Origin of the sequence: Kribbella sandramycini, assembly GCF_013131805.1 — a bacterium.
Taxonomy (GTDB): domain Bacteria; phylum Actinomycetota; class Actinomycetes; order Propionibacteriales; family Kribbellaceae; genus Kribbella; species Kribbella sandramycini.
In genome coordinates this window covers 363914-379464 of record NZ_JABJRC010000009.1, presented here as the reverse complement: position 1 = coordinate 379464, position 15551 = coordinate 363914, and the positions used below count along the sequence as shown (strand labels likewise).

Below are 15551 nucleotides of genomic sequence, written 5' to 3'. Positions count from 1 at the left end.
CGATCGCCGAAGCCCGCGACGTCTCCCTGCGCCTCGGCGGCGCGGTCATCCTGGACGGCGTCTCCCTCACCGTCCGCACCGGCGAAGTCCTCGCCCTGGTCGGCCCGAACGGCGCCGGCAAGTCCACCCTCCTCGGCGTCCTCTCCGGCGACCACACCCCCGACACCGGCGCCGTCCACCTGGCCGGCGAGCCCTTGTCCCATTGGTCTCCCGTCGAAACCGCCATGCGCCGAGCCGTCATGCTCCAGCAGTCCGCCATCTCCTTCCCCTTCTCGGTCGCCGACATCGTCGCCATGGGCCGCTCCCCCTGGCACAACACCCCCCGCGCCACCCACGACGAAGCCGCCATCCAAGAAGCACTCACAACCGCCGACATCACCCCCTTCACCCACCGAACCTTCAACTCACTCTCCGGCGGCGAACGCGCCCGAGTCTCCCTCGCCCGAGCCCTCGCCCAACAAACCCAGCTCCTCCTCCTGGACGAGCCAACCGCAGCCCTCGACCTCCACCACCAAGAAGCAGTCCTCCAACTGGCCCGCGCGCAGGCCGCCGACGCAGACGCGGTGGTGGTTGTGGTGCATGACCTCAACCTGGCAGCGGGGTATGCGGATCGGGTGGTGGTGCTGGATGGGGGGAAGGTGATGGCTGAGGGTGGGCCGAAGGAGGTTTTGACGGCGGAGGTGCTCAGTGGGGTTTATCGGCATCCGGTGGAGGTTTGGGAGCATCCGGGGCACGGTGGGCCGGTGATTCTGCCGCGGCGGTGATGATGGGGTCGGTCTCGTCGTCGAATTCGCCGATGACCTGCTCCAGCAGGTCTTCGAGGGCTACTACGCCGAGGGGGTCGGCGCCGGTGCAGACGACGGCGAGCTGGGAGCGGCGGTCGCGCATGGTGCGGATGGCGGTGGCCACCGGGGTGGTCGGGGCGAGGTTGAGCGGGGCCGTCATCAGGTCTGCGGCGCGGAGAGTGGTGCCGCCGGTGGTGGTGGCGCGGACGGCGTCGCGAACGTGCACGATGCCGCAGATGGTGGGGCCGGTGACGACCGCCAGGCGTGAGCGGCCCTCGCGGCGGCTGGTGAGCTCGACGTCGCGGGCCGAGGCGTCGTAGGGGACGGTGACGAGGCGCTCGATCGGGGTCATCACCTGGGCGATGGTGATGTTCTGCAGGGCGAGCATCGCGGTCAGCAGGTCGTGTTCAGGGGCTTCGAGGGTGCCGTGTTCCCGGGACGAGTCGATCAGCAGCCGCAGCTCGTCGGGGCCGTGCGCGCTGGCGAGCTCGTTCTGCGGGGTGACGCCGATCAGGCGCAGGCAGAGGTTCGCTATCCCGTTCAGCGTCAGCAGCAGCGGACGGACGAGGGTCGTGAACCCGCGGAACGGCATCGCCAGCGCCTGCGCCGCGCGCTCCGGGTTGCTGATCGCCCACGACTTCGGCGCCATCTCGCCGAGCAGCACATGCAGCAGGCCGATCCCGCCGACGGCGATGATCAGCGCGATCACATGCCCGACCCCCTCCGGGAGGTGCACGAGCTCGAACAGCGGATGCAGCAGATGCGCGACCGCCGGCTCACTCAGCGAGCCGAGCCCGAGCGTGCACAACGTGATCCCGAGCTGCGCCCCGGCGAGCATCAGCGACAGCTCGCTGATCCCCGCGATCGCGGACCGCGCCGACCGGCTGCCGGCCGCCGCGGCCTCCTCCAGCCGATGCCGCTTCGACGCGACCAGCGCGAACTCGGCGGCCACGAAGAACCCGTTCGCGGCCAGTAATCCGAGCGAGATGAGCAGTGCGAGCGTCGTACTCATGCGATCCGCTCCATCTCCACGAGGCCGGGCACCCGGCGTTCCAGCGTCTGGACGACGAGTTTCACGAACTCCGCCGGTACCGGACGTCCTTCGTGGTCGAGCCGATGCGGCAGCTCGACGACGACCTCGTCGCCGATCACCGGGATCCGCCCGAGCCGCGCCAGCACCAGCCCGGACACCGTCTCGTAGTCGTCGCTGTCGGGCAGCGCGATCCCGGTCGCCTCCTCGACCTCGTCGAGCCGCCAGCGGGCCGGCAGCACCCACGACCCGTCACCGCCTTGGACAGGCGACGTCTCGGGCAGATCATCCTCGTCGCGAATCGCGCCGACCAGCTCCTCGGCGACGTCCTCCAGCGTGACGATCCCGGCGAACCCGCCGTACTCGTCGACGACGATCGCCAGCTGCCGGTGCGCCGTCCGCAACCGCTCCAGGACGGCGGGTAGCGCGAGCGTCTCCGGGACGACGACCGGCGGCGACGCCAGCGACCCGACGGTCACCTGCAGCCGGTCGACCGGTTCGACCTCGACGACATCCCCGATCGCGATCACGCCGACCACCTCGTCCACCGAGCCGGCGATCACCGGGAACCGGCTGTGCCCGGTGTCCTGCAGCGCGACCACCTTGGTCAGCGGGTCGTCGCGATGCACGGTGACGACGTCGACCCGCGGGACCATCGCCTCGTCCGCCGTCCGGCCGCGGAAGTCGAGCCCGCGGTCGAGCAGCCGCATGGTGTCCTCGTCGAGCAGGCCCTGCTCGTAGGACGACACGATGATCCGGTCCAGCTCCTGGGCGGTCGCGCCCTGCGGCAGCTCCTCGACCGGCTCGATCCCGACCCGGCGCAGGATCCGGTTCGACGCGGCGTCGAAGACGCGGATGATCGGACCGGCGACCGTCAGGTAGATCAGCGTCGACCGGGACAACCGCAAGGCGATCGCCTCGGCCTTCGCGATCGCCAGGTTCTTCGGCGCGAGCTCCCCGAGCACCATCTGGATGATCGTCGCCAGCAGCAGCGCGAGGACGACGGACAACGACAGACTCACCGCCGTCGGCACCCCCGCGCCCTCGAGGACGCCCTCCAGACCTTCGCCCAGGTAGGGCTCGGCGAAGTACCCGGCGAGCAGCGCGGTCACGGTGATCCCGACCTGCGAGCCCGACAGCACGAACGACAACCGCGCCGTCACCTTCAGCGCCCGCGCCGCCGCCGCGCTCCCGCCGTCGGCCAGCGTCTGCAGCCGGCTCCGGTCGACCGCGACGTACGCGAACTCCTGCGACACGAAGTAGCCGGTGGCAACAGTCAGCAGCAGGACGACGCCCAGCCCGACCAGGATCAACATGCCCCAGACTTTATGGGATGCCGGGCTGCCGTCCGGTCAGGCGGTCGGCTCGAGGTCTGGTCGCATCCGGGCCAGCAGCTCGGCCAGCTCGGGCTCGGTGATCTCCGTGGCGAACAGATGCCCGAACGTGGTCGCATCGGCCCAGAAGCAATGTGCTTCGACGAAACCCGGGCCCTGCAGCGACGCGCACCGGATCGTCTCGTTGCCACGGCCGCCGGGGTGGTCGCTGACCCCGTTCAGGAGTTTGCCCTTCTTGCCCAGCGCCACGAAGGCGCGGTCGAAGGTGGCGCTCGGCTGCTGGTTGCCTTCGAGGCCGTAGAAGACCATCACACTCGCCTCCGGGCCGCGCACGCCCTTGTACTTCGGGTGCTCGTACGTGCCGTACTTCAGCGAGCTGCCGTTGCGGAGCTGCCGCTGTGCGTCGGCCTCGACCGCGGGCGGCGTCGGCACTCGCGGGATGCCGCCGGCCACCTCGGGGATCGCGATCCGGCCGTCGAGCCGGACGTCGTAGTGCACGCCCATCGCGAGGATGCCCGCGATCAGGGTCGCGATGGCGAAGCCGCGCAGTAGTTGGGCGCGCTGCAGCTCAGGTGAGGTGAGCGGGCGCGGCGGGCCTGGCGGGACGAACGGCGGCGGCGGGCCGGCGAACTGCGGCTGCCCGAACGGAGGTTGCGCCGGTGGGACGCCGTACCCGGACTGCGGCGGCGGAGGCCCGCCGAACTGGGGCTGGCCGACCGGCTGGCCGAATTGGGGTTGGCCGTATGGGGGCTGGGCCGGCGGGATGCCGTGCGGCTGCTGGGGTGGCGGGGCGAGGTGCGGGGGTGGGAGTTTCGCGCGGGCGGCGGCGACGCGGCGGTTGGTGAGCAGCACCCCGACGACGCCGACGAGCAGCGCGATCAGCCCGATGACGACCGTGACGGTCAGGGCGTTCGGCGGGCCGAATCGCAGTCCGTAACTCGACAGTCCCAGCACGTGACACCCTCTCGGCCGCCTACCCGGCGACGCGCCGGTCAGCAGCAGGGTAAGGCGTTTCCGGGGTCAGCTCCGGGGCTGTTCGATCGGCGTCGAAACGGGCTCGTCGGGCTCGTTCTGGACCTTCTTGAACTCTTTCATCGCCAGCGCGGCGTTGCGGGTCAGCTCAGGGAGTTTCTTCGCGCCGAAGAGGAGTACGACGACGGCCAGGATGACCAGCCATTCGCCGCCCTCCGGCAGTGCCAGGAGTGTCGCCATACCGACCACGGTAGGCCGGTTCGGGAACCGTAGGCTGGGCCATATGTCACGACTTCTGCCTGAGCTGTTCGCGGCCGCGGTCCGGCGCGACGGCGCGAGCCCGCTGCTGACGTACTACGACGACGTCAGCGGTGAGCGGATCGAGCTGAGCGCGCTGACCACGGCGAACTGGGTGGCCAAGACGGCCAACCTGCTCGTCGACGAGTACGACCTGGAGGCCGGAGAGACGGTGGCGATCGGCCTGCCGCCGCACTGGCTCGGGGTCGTCTGGGCGCTCGCGACCTGGTCGGCGGGCGCGTCGCTGACGTCCGGCCAGGGCACGCTCGCGATCACCGGCCCGGACTTCGCCGTCCGCGGCGAGCGGGAGACAATCGCGTCCGCGCTGCTGCCGCTGGGCGGCCGCTTCCGCGAGCCGCTGCCGGACGGCGTCCACGACTACGGCGCCGAGGTCTACAACCACGCCGACGTGTTCGTCCCGTTCGACCCGCCGACCGCCGACTCCCCGGCGTACGACGAGCTGACGCACGCCGAGCTGATCGCGACCGCGACGCCGTTCGCGGATCGCGTGCTGACCACCCGCGACCTGACCACGCCGGCGGGGCTTCAGGTGCTGATCGGGGCGATCACCGATGGCGGCTCGATCGTGCTGTGCCGCAATCTGGATCCCGCGAAACTCGACCGCCGGGTGGCGGACGAGAAGATCGACCGAGTCTTGGAGGACTGAGCATTGCAGCGGTTCGAGGGGCGGGTAGCGCTGGTCACGGCCGGCGCGCAAGGGATCGGCGCCGCGGTGGCGCGGCGGATCGCGGCCGAGGGCGGGAAGGTCGTGGTGACCGATCTGCAGGAGGACAAGGTCAACGAGCTCGCGGCCGAGCTCGACGGGCTCGGGTTACGGGTGGATGTCACGCAGCGGGCGGATGTCGACGCGGCGGTCGCGGCGACGATCGAGCGGTTCGGCCGGCTCGACGTCCTGGTGAACAACGCGGGTGGGTGCATCGTCACCTCGGTCCCCGAGGACACCACCGACGAGGAGTGGCACCGCCAGCTGGATCTCACGCTGGTCGGCGCCGCGCGCTGCATCCAGGCCGCGCTGCCGCACCTCGTGCAGGCCCGCGGCAACGTCGTCACGATCAGCTCGGTGAACGCGATCGGCGCGTTCGGCAATATCGAGTACGCCGCCGCCAAGGCCGGCCAGCTCGCGATGACGACGAACTATGCGGCCCGGTACGGCGGCCTCGGCGTCCGCTTCAATGTCGTTGCCCCCGGCACCATCCGGACGCCGAACTGGGACAACCAGCTGGACACGCTGGAGAAGTTCAAGAAGATGTATCCGCTCGGTCGCGTCGGCGAGCCCGAGGACGTCGCCGCGGCGGTCGCGTTCCTGGCCTCGGACGACGCCTCGTGGATCACCGGGCACACGCTGCCGGTCGAGGGCGGCGTCCTGACCGGCCCGGGTCTGCTCGACCTGACGCCGTCGGGGCCGTTTCGCAAGGAGTACTAGAAGTTGAACCAGTAGGCGACGCGCAGCGGCAGACCTGGGACGGCGATCCCGAACCAGAACGCACGCCCGACCAGGCAGCCGCCGCGATGCCCACGCCGTCCCTGCACGATCAGCGCCCCGAGCACCAGCGCGGCGAGCACACCGAGCACGGCCAGGCCGAAGATCGTCCAGCCGCCGATCAGCGAGCCGACGCCGAGCGCGAGCCAGATCAGCCCGCCGATGAACGACGCCGGGCTGTACGCGCTGTCGCGGCTCCGCCACGGCTGCCGCACCTCGCGCCCACACCCACACCCCGCGGGCGGCTGGTTGAGGTAGCTCATAGTCGGGACTGTAGCGGGGATGCGGACCGCCGGCGCTGCACAATTGCCCGGTGCCTTGCCTGCTGAGCGGGAAGGCGCGGCCGGCGCGTCAATTGTGCAGTTCTAGCGGTTCGCGGGCCAGGCGGCCCAGGCGGACGCGAACATCTCGTCGACGGTGTGGGTGTTCTGCCAGCCCAGGTCGCGGGTGGCGAGGTCGCCGTTCGCGACGACGCGGGAGGGGTCGCCGGGGCGGCGCGGGGTCTCGCCGGGGGTGAAATCGATCCCGGTGACGCGGCGGGCGGCGTCCATGATCTGGCGGACGGACGTGCCGGTGCCGCTGCCGAGGTTGTAGACCGGCGCGAGTTTCGTGCCGCCGTCGAGGGCGCGCGCCGCCGCGACATGCGCCCGGGCGAGATCGGCGACGTGGACGTAGTCCTTGACCGACGTCCCGTCCGGGGTCGGGTGGTCGGTGCCGTAGATCTGCGGCGTCTTTCCCTGGCTGAGCAGGTTGCAGACGATCGGGAACAGGTTGTACGGGCTCGCGTCGTACACCTCGGGATCACCCGAGCCGACCACGTTGAAGTACCGCAACGACGTGTGGTGCAACTCGGTCGCGGCCGCCTGATCACGCAGCAGCCACTCCCCGATCAGCTTCGTCTCCCCGTACGGCGACTCCGGCGCCGGCGCGGTCTCCTCCGTCACCACCTCGTCCGTGGGCGTGCCGTAAACCCCAGCACTCGACGAGAACACCAGATTCCGCACTCCGACGGCGTCCATCGCCTCGAGCAACGACACCATCGCGCTCACGTTCTGCGTGTACGTGTGCAACGGCCGCTCCACCGACACCCCGGCGTACTTGTATCCCGCCAGGTGCACCACCCCGCTCACCCCCGCCAGCGCCCCCCGCACCGCGTCCCCATCCAGCAGGTTCGCCTGCACGAACGGCACCCCGTCCGGCACGAACTCCGCCTTCCCACTCGACAGATCATCGACCACCACCACATCGATGCCGTCAGCAAGAAACGCCCGCACCACATGCGCCCCGATATACCCAGCCCCACCGCTAACAAGCCATGTCATACCCGAATCCTCGCACCCCACCCACACCAAACCCCCCGGAACGGGCCGAACCCGTACCAGCCCCTTCCCCCACCGTTTGCTGGGCCGACCCACCAAACCGTGGGAGGGCCAACCGCGTGCAGTTGGCCCTCCCACTCTCGGACGAGCCGACCCAGCAAAGGCGAAGGGAAGGCGAAGGGGAGGCTAGGTGGAGACTCCGGCTCGGGATTTGGGGGTGAGGAGGAAGGCGCCGACGTAGAGGAGGGCGGCGATGATGAGGAGGCCGTCGAAGCCGATCATCAGGGCGCCGTATTCGAGGCAGCCGCCGAGCATGGCGCCGAGGAGGTTGGCGCCGAAGGAGGCGGTGCCGTCGGCGGTGTCGGTGAAGCGTTTGGCGAAGATGACGTTGGCGGCGAAGATCGGGGTGAAGGCGATCAGGACGGCGACGACGGCGCGGAGGCCGACGGGCATCGAGAGCAGCCAGTCGTCCGGGAAGATCCAGGACAACAGCAGACCGCCGAACAGGATCGCGTACATCACCTTGGTGGGTGGGGTTCTGAAGCGTCTGGTGACTTCGACGGCCGCCAGCACCGCGACCAGGACGCCGGCGAAGACGATCGCGTTCACCACCCACGTCGTCCCGAAGAGCAGGGCGAAGCCGGTGATGCTCTTGGTCTCCAGCAACATGAACCCGGCGCCGAGCAGGAACAGGTCGGCGTACGGGCGCATCCGCTTGTACGACGAGCCGCCGCCGCCGATCCCGACGCCGATCACACCGGCGACCAGGATCAGGCCGATCGTGATCAGGTAGAGCGACGGGATCCGGTCGGTGAACAGGTAGAGGAACGGCCGGTTGTCGGTGGCCGGGGGCGGGGTGGTGGACGTCGTCCCGGCCCAGGCGGCGCCGCAGTTCTGGTCGGTCTCGGTCAGGCCGACGGTGACGACGGCCTGCTGCAGGTCGTCGCCGACCTTGTCCACACAGGGTTTGTGGCCGAAGGCCTGCTCGGCGGTCGAGGCGAGCCGGTCGATCAGCCAGGTCTCGCGGTAGTAGTTGTACATCGCGAACGCGCCGCCCGGGGCCAGGTGGTCGCGCGCGGACTCGAACGCCTGCTGCGTGAACAGGTAGCTCTCCAGCCGCAGCGAGCTCGCGCCGTTCACCAGGGTCAGCGAGTCCGGCAGGGCGAGCAGGATCAGGTCGTACTTCTTGTCGGACCGGGACAGGAACGCGCGCCCGTCGTCGATATGCGACGAGACCCGCGGGTCCTGGTACGGCTTGTCCGGGTGCAGCGCCTTGCCGATATCGCGGATCCGCGGGTCGATCTCGACCGCGTCCACGTGCTCGGCGCCCTTCTTCAGCGCGATCGCGACATCCGAACCGGAGCCGGCGCCGATGATCAGCACGTTCTTGGGCGCCTTACCGGCGTTCGCCCGCTCGTACGGCAGTCCGTACTGCGGCTCCCACTGCAGCCGGAAGTCGGCCGGGATCGCCTGCTGATGCGGTACGCCGTTCACCGTGATCGTCAGCAGCGGCACATCTTGGTGCACCTCGGACTTGGTCTGCACCTTGTAATACGGCGACCAGCTGTTCTCCGACTTCGTCGACTCGGTCAGCAACACCCCGACCATCGCCAGCAGCGGCACCAGCACCAGCGCGCCGGTCACCACGGTCGCAACCACCGACTGCACCGGTACGCCGGCGCCCCGCGACCGCGGGATCATCAGCGCGGCGAAGACGATCGTGACGATCAGCCCCCACCAGACCGGCGGCGCGCCCAGGAACGACAGCGCCGTGAAACCGAGGATGCCGATCAGCGATCCGACCAGGTCGAACCGGTACGCCGTCAGCCGCGGCAGCTCGGTGAAACAGCGACCGACCAGCTCAGCCGGACCAGCCAGCACGACAGCGGCCGCGATGAAGATGATTGGCAGGATCACCCAGACGGGCGGGCCGGTGGTGCTCAGGCTGGTGAAGTAGACGACATCGGACGACGTGCCGCGATCGACCGTGACGGGTTTCCACGCGATCACGAGGACGAGCAGGCCGAGCATCAGCGGCGAGTAGTACGGCAGCCGCTTGGCCTTACCGGCCCGCAGGATGCCGATGCCGATTCCGAGGAAGGAACCGAGCAGCACGAAGTTCGAGAAGTAGCTGAGATGGACGACGTTGGACCCGGTCCAGCGGATCAGTGCGAGCTCGGTGAACAGCATCAGCGCACTTGCTGCCACGAGTCGCGTCCGGACCCCGAAGGGGCTGGGCCAACTGGTCGTCGTCACCGGAGGGGTGGAGGAGTCGACTGCCATGCGGCGCGACGTTACCTCAATCACAGTGGGCTACGTCACTGCCCCTGCGGCGCATACTCCGTTGGGTCGGCCGCGCGCAATGACGGCCGACCCCGGAGAGTGACAGCTACTTCGCGAGCTGGCACCCAGCCTTGTTGAGATCGATCGTCCGGCTCGCCGTCAGACAGGTGTAGAACCACCAGGTCTGCTGGCCGTACGCCGCGCCCTGATCGACCGTGATGTTGCCGTTCGCGTCGACCTCACACGGGTTGTTCAGCGTGCAGCGGCCGCCGTCCTCGTTCCCGGTGTTGTTGACGCCGATCACCTCACCGGTGCTGGTGCTGACGATCGGCGAACCCGACGTGCCGCCGATGGTCTCGCAACCCGGCTGGCGGTACTTGATCGAGTTCTTCATCACCCAGCCGTCCTCGCGCAGCTCGGGAATGGTGGCCTGGACCGAGCAGGTGTAGATCCGCTCCCAGTAACCGGAGATGACGGCCATCCCGGCGCCGTTCGCGGGCGCGGACTTGGCCAGCGTCAGCGGGTTGACCCCCGGCAGCCGCGACTGGATCGCCGCGTACGTCTCGGTCAACCGGTACAGCGCGACGTCGGTCTTGGTCATCGTCGCGTACAGAACGCGGTTCGCACGGACGGTGCCCGCACGGGTCGGTCGCACCTCGGACTTGTACAGCCTGAAGGTCCGGCTGGACGCCTGGTTCACGATCACCCGGTTCGGCGCCGGCATCCCGCTCTCGAGGCAGTGACCGTTGGTGAGAATCAGCGCCGGGTCGGAGGGCTGCGACTCGGCGAAGCGGACCAGCGAACCCGAGCAGTTGCTCAGCCCGGCGATCCCGGTGAAGTCGGCGCCCGGCGCCTGGACGGCGGTGGGCGCAGCGACGGACGCCGGCGCTGCCTGGGCGGTGCTCAGGCCGGTCAGTCCGACGGTGGCCACCGTGACGGCAGCCAGAAGGGGACGAAACAGTTTCATGGGGCGGTTCCTCACTGTTCGGTGTGCAGAACAGATAACCGATCGGTAGCGCGCTGCACCATCACAACCGTGTGAAACCGGGCGACCACAGGGTGTATGCAGGGGTTTTCCTGCACTGGGTGGCCGCCCTGCTACTCTTCGTTTCCGGACCCGCCCCGGCTCGAACCATCGCGGCCTCCGGCACGTCGTACCTCGTGACGGTGGGAGCGACACGGTACGGTCGGCACAGCCCGCCCGAGCCGAGAACGGAAGGACCTCATGCCGCAGGAGAAAGCAGACCTGCGCAACCTCAGCGAGCCGGTGCGGTTCAAGCGGGCCCTGGCGCTGGTGTTGATGACCCTGGTGCTGCCCGGGTCCGCGCAGATCGTCGCGGGTAGTAAACGCGCCGGGCGGTACGCCTGGCGGATCATCGCCGGGTTGCTGGCGATCGTGATCTTCCTGGTCCTGCTGGGATTGATCTGGCGGTCCGGCACGATCAACCTGCTGGCCCGGCCGGGCACGCTGCGCGTCGTCCAGATCCTGCTGATCCTGCTGGCGATCGGCTGGGCCGCGCTGTTCGTCGACGCCTACCGGCTCGGTCAGCCGCTGACGCTGGAGCGCAACCACCGGCTGACCGCCAGCATCCTGGACGCCGTCCTGGTGTTCGTCGTGGCCGGGGCGCTGATCTGGGCCAGCGCGTTCGTGAACACCCAGCGTGACTTCGTCGCCAGCGTCTTCGGCAACGGGCAGAAGTCCAAGGCCGAGCACGGCCGCTACAACGTCCTGCTGATGGGCGGCGACTCCGGCTCGGACCGGATCGGCACCCGGCCGGACAGTATGACCGTGGCCAGTATCGACGCCGACACCGGCCGGACGGTCCTGATCGGCCTGCCGCGGAACCTGGCCAGGGTCCCGTTCCCGGCCGGAACCGCGATGAACAAGGAGTTCCCGGACGGCTTCCGGTGGAAGAAGTGCGCGGCCGAGTGCCTGCTGAACGCCGTCTACACGTACGCCGTCAATCACAAGAACCTCTTCCCCGGCGACCCGAACCCGGGTGAGACCGCGACCACACAGGCCGTCGAGGCGACCACCGGGCTGAAGATCAACTACTACGTGCTGATCGACCTGGCCGGCTTCCGCGACCTGCTGAACGCCGTCGGCGGGATCACCCTGGACATCGGCAAACGGGTCCCGATCGGCGGCGGCAGCTCGCCGATCAAGGGTTACATCGAGGCCGGGAAGAACCAGCACCTGGACGGTTATCACGCGCTGTGGTTCGCCCGGTCCCGCGCCGAGTCCTCGGACTACGAGCGGATGACTCGGCAGAAGTGCGTGATGTCTGCGATGCTGAACCAGCTGTCCCCGCAAACGGTGCTGACCAAGTTCCAGGGCATCGCGGCGGCCAGTAAGCAAGTGGTCAAGACCAGCATTCCGGCCGGTGAGCTCGGTACCTTCACCGACCTCGCGCTGGACGCGAAGAAGCTGCCGGTGTCAAGCTTCTCCGCGGTCCCGCCGTTGATCCACACCGGCAATCCGGACTTCGAGCTGATCCGCTCCAAAGTGGCCGACGCGATCCGGAAATCGGAAGCGCTGGACAAGGCCGCCGAGGAGGGGGACGGTAAGAAGTCCGAGGCACCGAAGAGCACCGCCACCAAGAAGCCGAGCACGTCGACCTCGAAGAAGCCGACGAGCTCACCGACCAAACCCGCCAACGACGTCGACGACGTCGCTTCGATCTGTAAGGCCTGACCTGATATGCCGTTGTCCCACTGGCCGCCCGTGTCCGTCGTGATGCCCGTGCTGAACGAGGAGCGCCACCTCGAAGAGGCGGTCGGCCGCGTTCTCGACCAGAACTACCCCGGCGAGCTCGAAGTCGTGCTGGCCATCGGGCCGAGTAAGGACCGCACCCACGAGATCGCCGGGAAGCTGGCCGATCGCGACCCGCGGATCAGCATCGTGGACAACCCGACCGGTAAGACGCCGGCCGCGCTGAACGTCGGGATCGCGCACGCGCGGCACGACATCCTGGTCCGGGTCGACGGCCACGGCGCGCTCACCGACGGGTACATCACCCGCGCGGTCGAGGTGCTGGACGAGAGCGGCGCGGACAACGTCGGCGGCGTGATGGCCGCCGAGGGCCGGACGCCGACCGAGATGGCGGTCGCCTGCGCGTACCGCTCGCGGCTCGGGCTGGGCGCGTCGACGTTCCACCAGGGCGGTAAGGCGGGGCCGGCCGACACGGTCTACCTCGGGGTTTTCCGGCGGGCGGCGCTGGAGCGGGTCGGCGGGTTCGACGAGACCATGCACCGCGCGCAGGACTGGGAGCTGAACTACCGGATCCGCAAGACCGGCGGCCTGATCTGGTTCAGCCCGGATCTGTCGGTGACGTACCGGCCGCGCTCGTCGCTGTCGGCGGTCGCCAAGCAGTTCTTCCACACCGGGCAGTGGCGGCGCGAGGTCGTCCGCCGGCACCCGGAGACCGCGAACAAGCGCTACCTCGCGCCGCCGCTCGCGGTGATCGCGATCGCCCTCGGCACGCTGCTCGGCATCGTCGGCCTGATCACCGGGATCACCTGGCTCGATCTGGGCTTCCTGGCGCCGGTCGGGTACGGCGTCCTGATCCTGTTCGGCTCGGTCTTCGAGGGGCGCTACCTGCCGTGGAAGGCGCTGGCCCGGATGCCGATGATCGTGATGACCATGCACATGTCGTGGGGGCTCGGCTTCCTGGTCGGTCTGCGCGAGCAGCCGCGGACGGTCTGAGGCTCACTCGACCAGGCGGTCTCGCAGCCGACTCAGGTCGGCGTCGGTGAGACCGCCGTGCCGGAGGTACGCCTCGGCGCCGCCGTACACCTCGTCGATGTGCCGCAGGATCGCGACGATCGACTCGGCGCGGGTGTCGCGGAACTCGATCATCTCCGGGTGTTTGGCGGTGTCGGGCTCCGCGGCCAGCTGCTCCTCCAGCCACGGCTGCAGCCGGCTCTGCGTCAAGAAGTAGTCGGCGACGATCGCGTCGTCCGGCACCCCGGCCACCCGCAGGGCCAGCGCGACCACCATCCCGGTCCGGTCCTTCCCGCCGTGGCAGTGCACGACCACCGCGCCGTCCTGTTCATCCGCGATCGCCTTCACCGCCGCCGCGAACAACTCCGGACGCCGATCCAGCATCCACGTGCACGCGGCGACGATCGTCGGCTGCCCGTGCTGCGGATCTGCCGGATCCGCCACCCGCTGCCGCACCGCCAGCGCACTCCCCGTGAACGGCGTCGGCCCCACCTCGACCTCGCCATCACTCCGCAGATCCAGAATCCGCCCAACTCCCGCACCCTCGACCGCCGCCACCCCCTCCGCCGTCAAGTACTGCAAACTCTCCGACCGAATCAACACCCCCGACCGAACCCGCCCCCCATCCCCCGTCGGCAACCCACCCACATCCCGCACATTCCGGCACCCCGGCCACACCAAATCCATCCCCCCATCCAAACAGAACCCCGGTGAACCGGGGAGAAGCCAAGCAGCCACCCGGCGCCCGCCCTCCGGCCGGAAGACAAAGGAGAGCCGAGCCCCGGACGAGCCCACCAGCAACCCCCGGGGATCAGCCGGCATCCCCCCGCCTTCAACAGGCGGCGGGCGGAGCCCGCGTATGCGGCAGGTGGTGACCGGGTGGGTGGTTATTGTGCGGACATGGGACGGACTGGGCGGGTGCTGCTGGCGTTGGTGATGGTGGTTGTGGGGGCTGGGGTGGGGGCGCCGGGGGCGCGGGCGGTGGTGGGGGGTGAGGTGGTTGCGCCGCCGTCTTGGATGGTGGCGGTGACCAGTCCGGGGATGTTGTTGCGGCCTTCGGGGCAGTTCTGTGGTGGGACGCTGGTGAAGGGGGACAAGGTGGTGACGGCGGCGCATTGTGTCAGTGCGCTGCGGTTGACGCCTTGGTTGGTGCGGGGGATCTTCGGGCGAGCCGATCTGAAGGGGAAGGACGGGGAGAGCGTCTCGGTGAAGAGCATCTGGGTGCATCCCGGGTTCCGCGAGACGAAGTTCGGCGACGACGACGTCGAGCACAACGACGTCGCGGTGCTGACGTTGAGCAAGTCGGTGAACCGTACGACGTTGCCGGTGATCGAGCCGGGTTCGGCGTACCCGGCGGGTGACTCGGCGCAGGTGTTCGGGTGGGGCGGTACGGCGGAGGGCAACACGTCGAACACGCGGTTGCGGACGGCGTCCCTGCCGATCGCGGCCGACTCGACGTGCGCATCGGCGTACGGGAGTTCGTTCGACGCGAGCACGATGGTGTGCGCGGGAACGCCGCAGGCTGACACCTGTCAGTACGACAGCGGTGGGCCGCTCGTCCTGGCGGGCAAGCTGGCCGGGCTGACGTCCTGGGCGCGCGGGTGTGCGCGGGCCGGCTTCCCCGGCGTCTACACGCGGCTGGCGGCGCTCACCCTGCCGTTGTGATCAGCGATCCTGCGGACGGTCCGGGTTCGGGCCGGGGACGTACGGCGGGGGCGCCGGGAAGCTCTGGTTGACCGGCGGCGCCGGACTGCCCGGCGGCGGCGTGTACCCCGGGACGCGACCGACCGGCGCCCGGCGACTCCTGACCATGCCGATCGTGAACAGGATCGCGCCGATCGCCCCGAAGACCAGGAACGATCCGATCGCCCCAAAGATCGACAGCACGAACGACGTCACCGTGGTCCGCGGGCCGACGCCGTACTCCGCGCCGTCCACCTCGTCCGTGCACTCGACGGCGTAGTCACCCGCGGGGACCGGCTCGGCCGACCGGGCGACGACGTACCAGCTGTCGCCGTTGACGGTGATCTGCTCGGTGCCGCGCGGGTCGACCAGCGGGACGTCGTTGCCCTGGGCGTCCTGGACACCGCACGGCTCGCCTTCCACCGGGATCGAGGACCAGATCGTCAGGCCCTTCTCCGTCAGCGTCACAGTGCCTTCGGCGGGCTGTGGCGTGGCAGGAGCGGACGCGACGATCCGCACGACGAAGAACGCCGTGAGCGCCAGGCCGACCAGCCAGCAGGCGATACCGATCCAGACCAGTGTTCGGCGCGGCGCAGCAGGGGCGGAGTAGCTGCTCATGGCGC

General features: G+C 69.5%; 16 protein-coding genes. 6 read left to right on the top strand and 10 right to left on the bottom strand.

The window, feature by feature from the left end:
• Positions 1-2 precede the first annotated feature (2 nt).
• A complete protein-coding gene (locus HPO96_RS31825) occupies positions 3-764 on the top strand; it encodes a heme ABC transporter ATP-binding protein (RefSeq protein ID WP_337796899.1) in 762 nt (253 codons plus the stop codon).
• Here the strand turns inward: HPO96_RS31825 and HPO96_RS31820 are convergent.
• From HPO96_RS31820 to tatA, 4 genes are all read right to left on the bottom strand, one after another.
• Complete coding sequence (locus HPO96_RS31820) at positions 685-1797, bottom strand: hemolysin family protein (protein WP_171678081.1); 1113 nt, start codon at positions 1795-1797, stop codon at positions 685-687. The two genes, HPO96_RS31825 and HPO96_RS31820, sit on opposite strands and share 80 nt — an antisense overlap.
• Complete coding sequence (locus HPO96_RS31815; protein ID WP_171678080.1) at positions 1794-3131, bottom strand: hemolysin family protein; 1338 nt, start codon at positions 3129-3131, stop codon at positions 1794-1796. The genes HPO96_RS31820 and HPO96_RS31815 overlap by 4 nt, the downstream gene beginning before the upstream one ends.
• A 36-nt stretch (positions 3132-3167) precedes the next feature.
• A complete protein-coding gene (locus HPO96_RS31810) occupies positions 3168-4103 on the bottom strand; it encodes a hypothetical protein (protein WP_171678079.1) in 936 nt (311 codons plus the stop codon).
• Positions 4104-4169: 66 nt separating this feature from the next.
• Complete coding sequence (tatA, locus tag HPO96_RS31805) at positions 4170-4361, bottom strand: twin-arginine translocase TatA/TatE family subunit (protein ID WP_171678078.1); 192 nt, start codon at positions 4359-4361, stop codon at positions 4170-4172.
• Between the two features lie 43 nt (positions 4362-4404).
• On the opposite strand from tatA, the gene HPO96_RS31800 reads away from it, so the two are divergent.
• Positions 4405-5085: a TIGR03089 family protein gene (locus HPO96_RS31800; RefSeq protein ID WP_171678077.1), complete on the top strand. Its 681-nt coding sequence runs from the start codon at positions 4405-4407 to the stop codon at positions 5083-5085.
• Between the two features lie 3 nt (positions 5086-5088).
• Entirely contained in the window at positions 5089-5862 is a 774-nt protein-coding gene (locus tag HPO96_RS31795; RefSeq protein ID WP_171678076.1) for an SDR family NAD(P)-dependent oxidoreductase, read from the top strand.
• On the opposite strand, the gene HPO96_RS31790 is transcribed toward HPO96_RS31795, so the two are convergent.
• From HPO96_RS31790 to HPO96_RS31775, 4 genes are all read right to left on the bottom strand, one after another.
• Positions 5859-6182, bottom strand: coding sequence for a hypothetical protein (locus HPO96_RS31790; RefSeq protein WP_171678075.1), 324 nt, complete (start codon positions 6180-6182; stop codon positions 5859-5861). The genes HPO96_RS31795 and HPO96_RS31790 overlap by 4 nt on opposite strands.
• A 102-nt stretch (positions 6183-6284) precedes the next feature.
• Positions 6285-7241 (bottom strand): UDP-glucose 4-epimerase GalE, encoded by a 957-nt coding sequence (gene galE / locus HPO96_RS31785; RefSeq protein ID WP_171678074.1) that lies wholly within the window; start codon positions 7239-7241, stop codon positions 6285-6287.
• Positions 7242-7424: 183 nt separating this feature from the next.
• Positions 7425-9521, bottom strand: a complete 2097-nt coding sequence (locus HPO96_RS31780; protein WP_171678073.1) for a spermine/spermidine synthase domain-containing protein — start codon at positions 9519-9521, stop codon at positions 7425-7427.
• Positions 9522-9627: 106 nt separating this feature from the next.
• Complete coding sequence (locus HPO96_RS31775; protein ID WP_238355692.1) at positions 9628-10488, bottom strand: S1 family peptidase; 861 nt, start codon at positions 10486-10488, stop codon at positions 9628-9630.
• A 258-nt stretch (positions 10489-10746) separates the two neighbouring features.
• On the opposite strand from HPO96_RS31775, the gene HPO96_RS31770 reads away from it, so the two are divergent.
• Together HPO96_RS31770 and HPO96_RS31765 are read left to right on the top strand one after the other, a co-directional pair.
• The gene (locus HPO96_RS31770) at positions 10747-12216 is read left to right on the top strand and encodes an LCP family protein (RefSeq protein WP_171678072.1); all 1470 of its coding nucleotides are present in this window, start codon (positions 10747-10749) and stop codon (positions 12214-12216) included.
• 6 nt (positions 12217-12222) lie between these two features.
• On the top strand, positions 12223-13227 hold the full coding sequence (locus HPO96_RS31765) for a glycosyltransferase family 2 protein (RefSeq protein ID WP_171678071.1): 1005 nt from the start codon (positions 12223-12225) through the stop codon (positions 13225-13227).
• A gap of 3 nt (positions 13228-13230) precedes the next feature.
• Here HPO96_RS31765 and HPO96_RS31760 read toward each other — a convergent pair whose 3' ends face one another.
• Positions 13231-13932, bottom strand: coding sequence for a tyrosine-protein phosphatase (locus HPO96_RS31760; protein WP_171678070.1), 702 nt, complete (start codon positions 13930-13932; stop codon positions 13231-13233).
• A gap of 213 nt (positions 13933-14145) precedes the next feature.
• Here HPO96_RS31760 and HPO96_RS31755 point away from each other — a divergent pair, with 213 nt between their 5' ends.
• Positions 14146-14910: a S1 family peptidase gene (locus HPO96_RS31755; RefSeq protein WP_171678069.1), complete on the top strand. Its 765-nt coding sequence runs from the start codon at positions 14146-14148 to the stop codon at positions 14908-14910.
• On the opposite strand, the gene HPO96_RS31750 is transcribed toward HPO96_RS31755, so the two are convergent.
• Complete coding sequence (locus HPO96_RS31750; protein ID WP_171678068.1) at positions 14911-15546, bottom strand: hypothetical protein; 636 nt, start codon at positions 15544-15546, stop codon at positions 14911-14913.
• Between the last annotated feature and the right edge of the window lie 5 nt (positions 15547-15551).

Coding starts and splice junctions, on each gene's coding strand:
- HPO96_RS31820 (WP_171678081.1), bottom strand. CDS start 1,797: ATGAGTACGACGCTCGCACTGCTCATCTCGCTCGGATTACTGGCCGCG.
- HPO96_RS31815 (WP_171678080.1), bottom strand. CDS start 3,131: ATGTTGATCCTGGTCGGGCTGGGCGTCGTCCTGCTGCTGACTGTTGCC.
- tatA (WP_171678078.1), bottom strand. CDS start 4,361: ATGGCGACACTCCTGGCACTGCCGGAGGGCGGCGAATGGCTGGTCATC.
- HPO96_RS31800 (WP_171678077.1), top strand. CDS start 4,405: ATGTCACGACTTCTGCCTGAGCTGTTCGCGGCCGCGGTCCGGCGCGAC.
- HPO96_RS31790 (WP_171678075.1), bottom strand. CDS start 6,182: ATGAGCTACCTCAACCAGCCGCCCGCGGGGTGTGGGTGTGGGCGCGAG.
- galE (WP_171678074.1), bottom strand. CDS start 7,241: ATGACATGGCTTGTTAGCGGTGGGGCTGGGTATATCGGGGCGCATGTG.
- HPO96_RS31780 (WP_171678073.1), bottom strand. CDS start 9,521: ATGGCAGTCGACTCCTCCACCCCTCCGGTGACGACGACCAGTTGGCCC.
- HPO96_RS31775 (WP_238355692.1), bottom strand. CDS start 10,488: ATGAAACTGTTTCGTCCCCTTCTGGCTGCCGTCACGGTGGCCACCGTC.
- HPO96_RS31770 (WP_171678072.1), top strand. CDS start 10,747: ATGCCGCAGGAGAAAGCAGACCTGCGCAACCTCAGCGAGCCGGTGCGG.
- HPO96_RS31765 (WP_171678071.1), top strand. CDS start 12,223: ATGCCGTTGTCCCACTGGCCGCCCGTGTCCGTCGTGATGCCCGTGCTG.
- HPO96_RS31760 (WP_171678070.1), bottom strand. CDS start 13,932: ATGGATTTGGTGTGGCCGGGGTGCCGGAATGTGCGGGATGTGGGTGGG.
- HPO96_RS31755 (WP_171678069.1), top strand. CDS start 14,146: ATGGGACGGACTGGGCGGGTGCTGCTGGCGTTGGTGATGGTGGTTGTG.
- HPO96_RS31750 (WP_171678068.1), bottom strand. CDS start 15,546: ATGAGCAGCTACTCCGCCCCTGCTGCGCCGCGCCGAACACTGGTCTGG.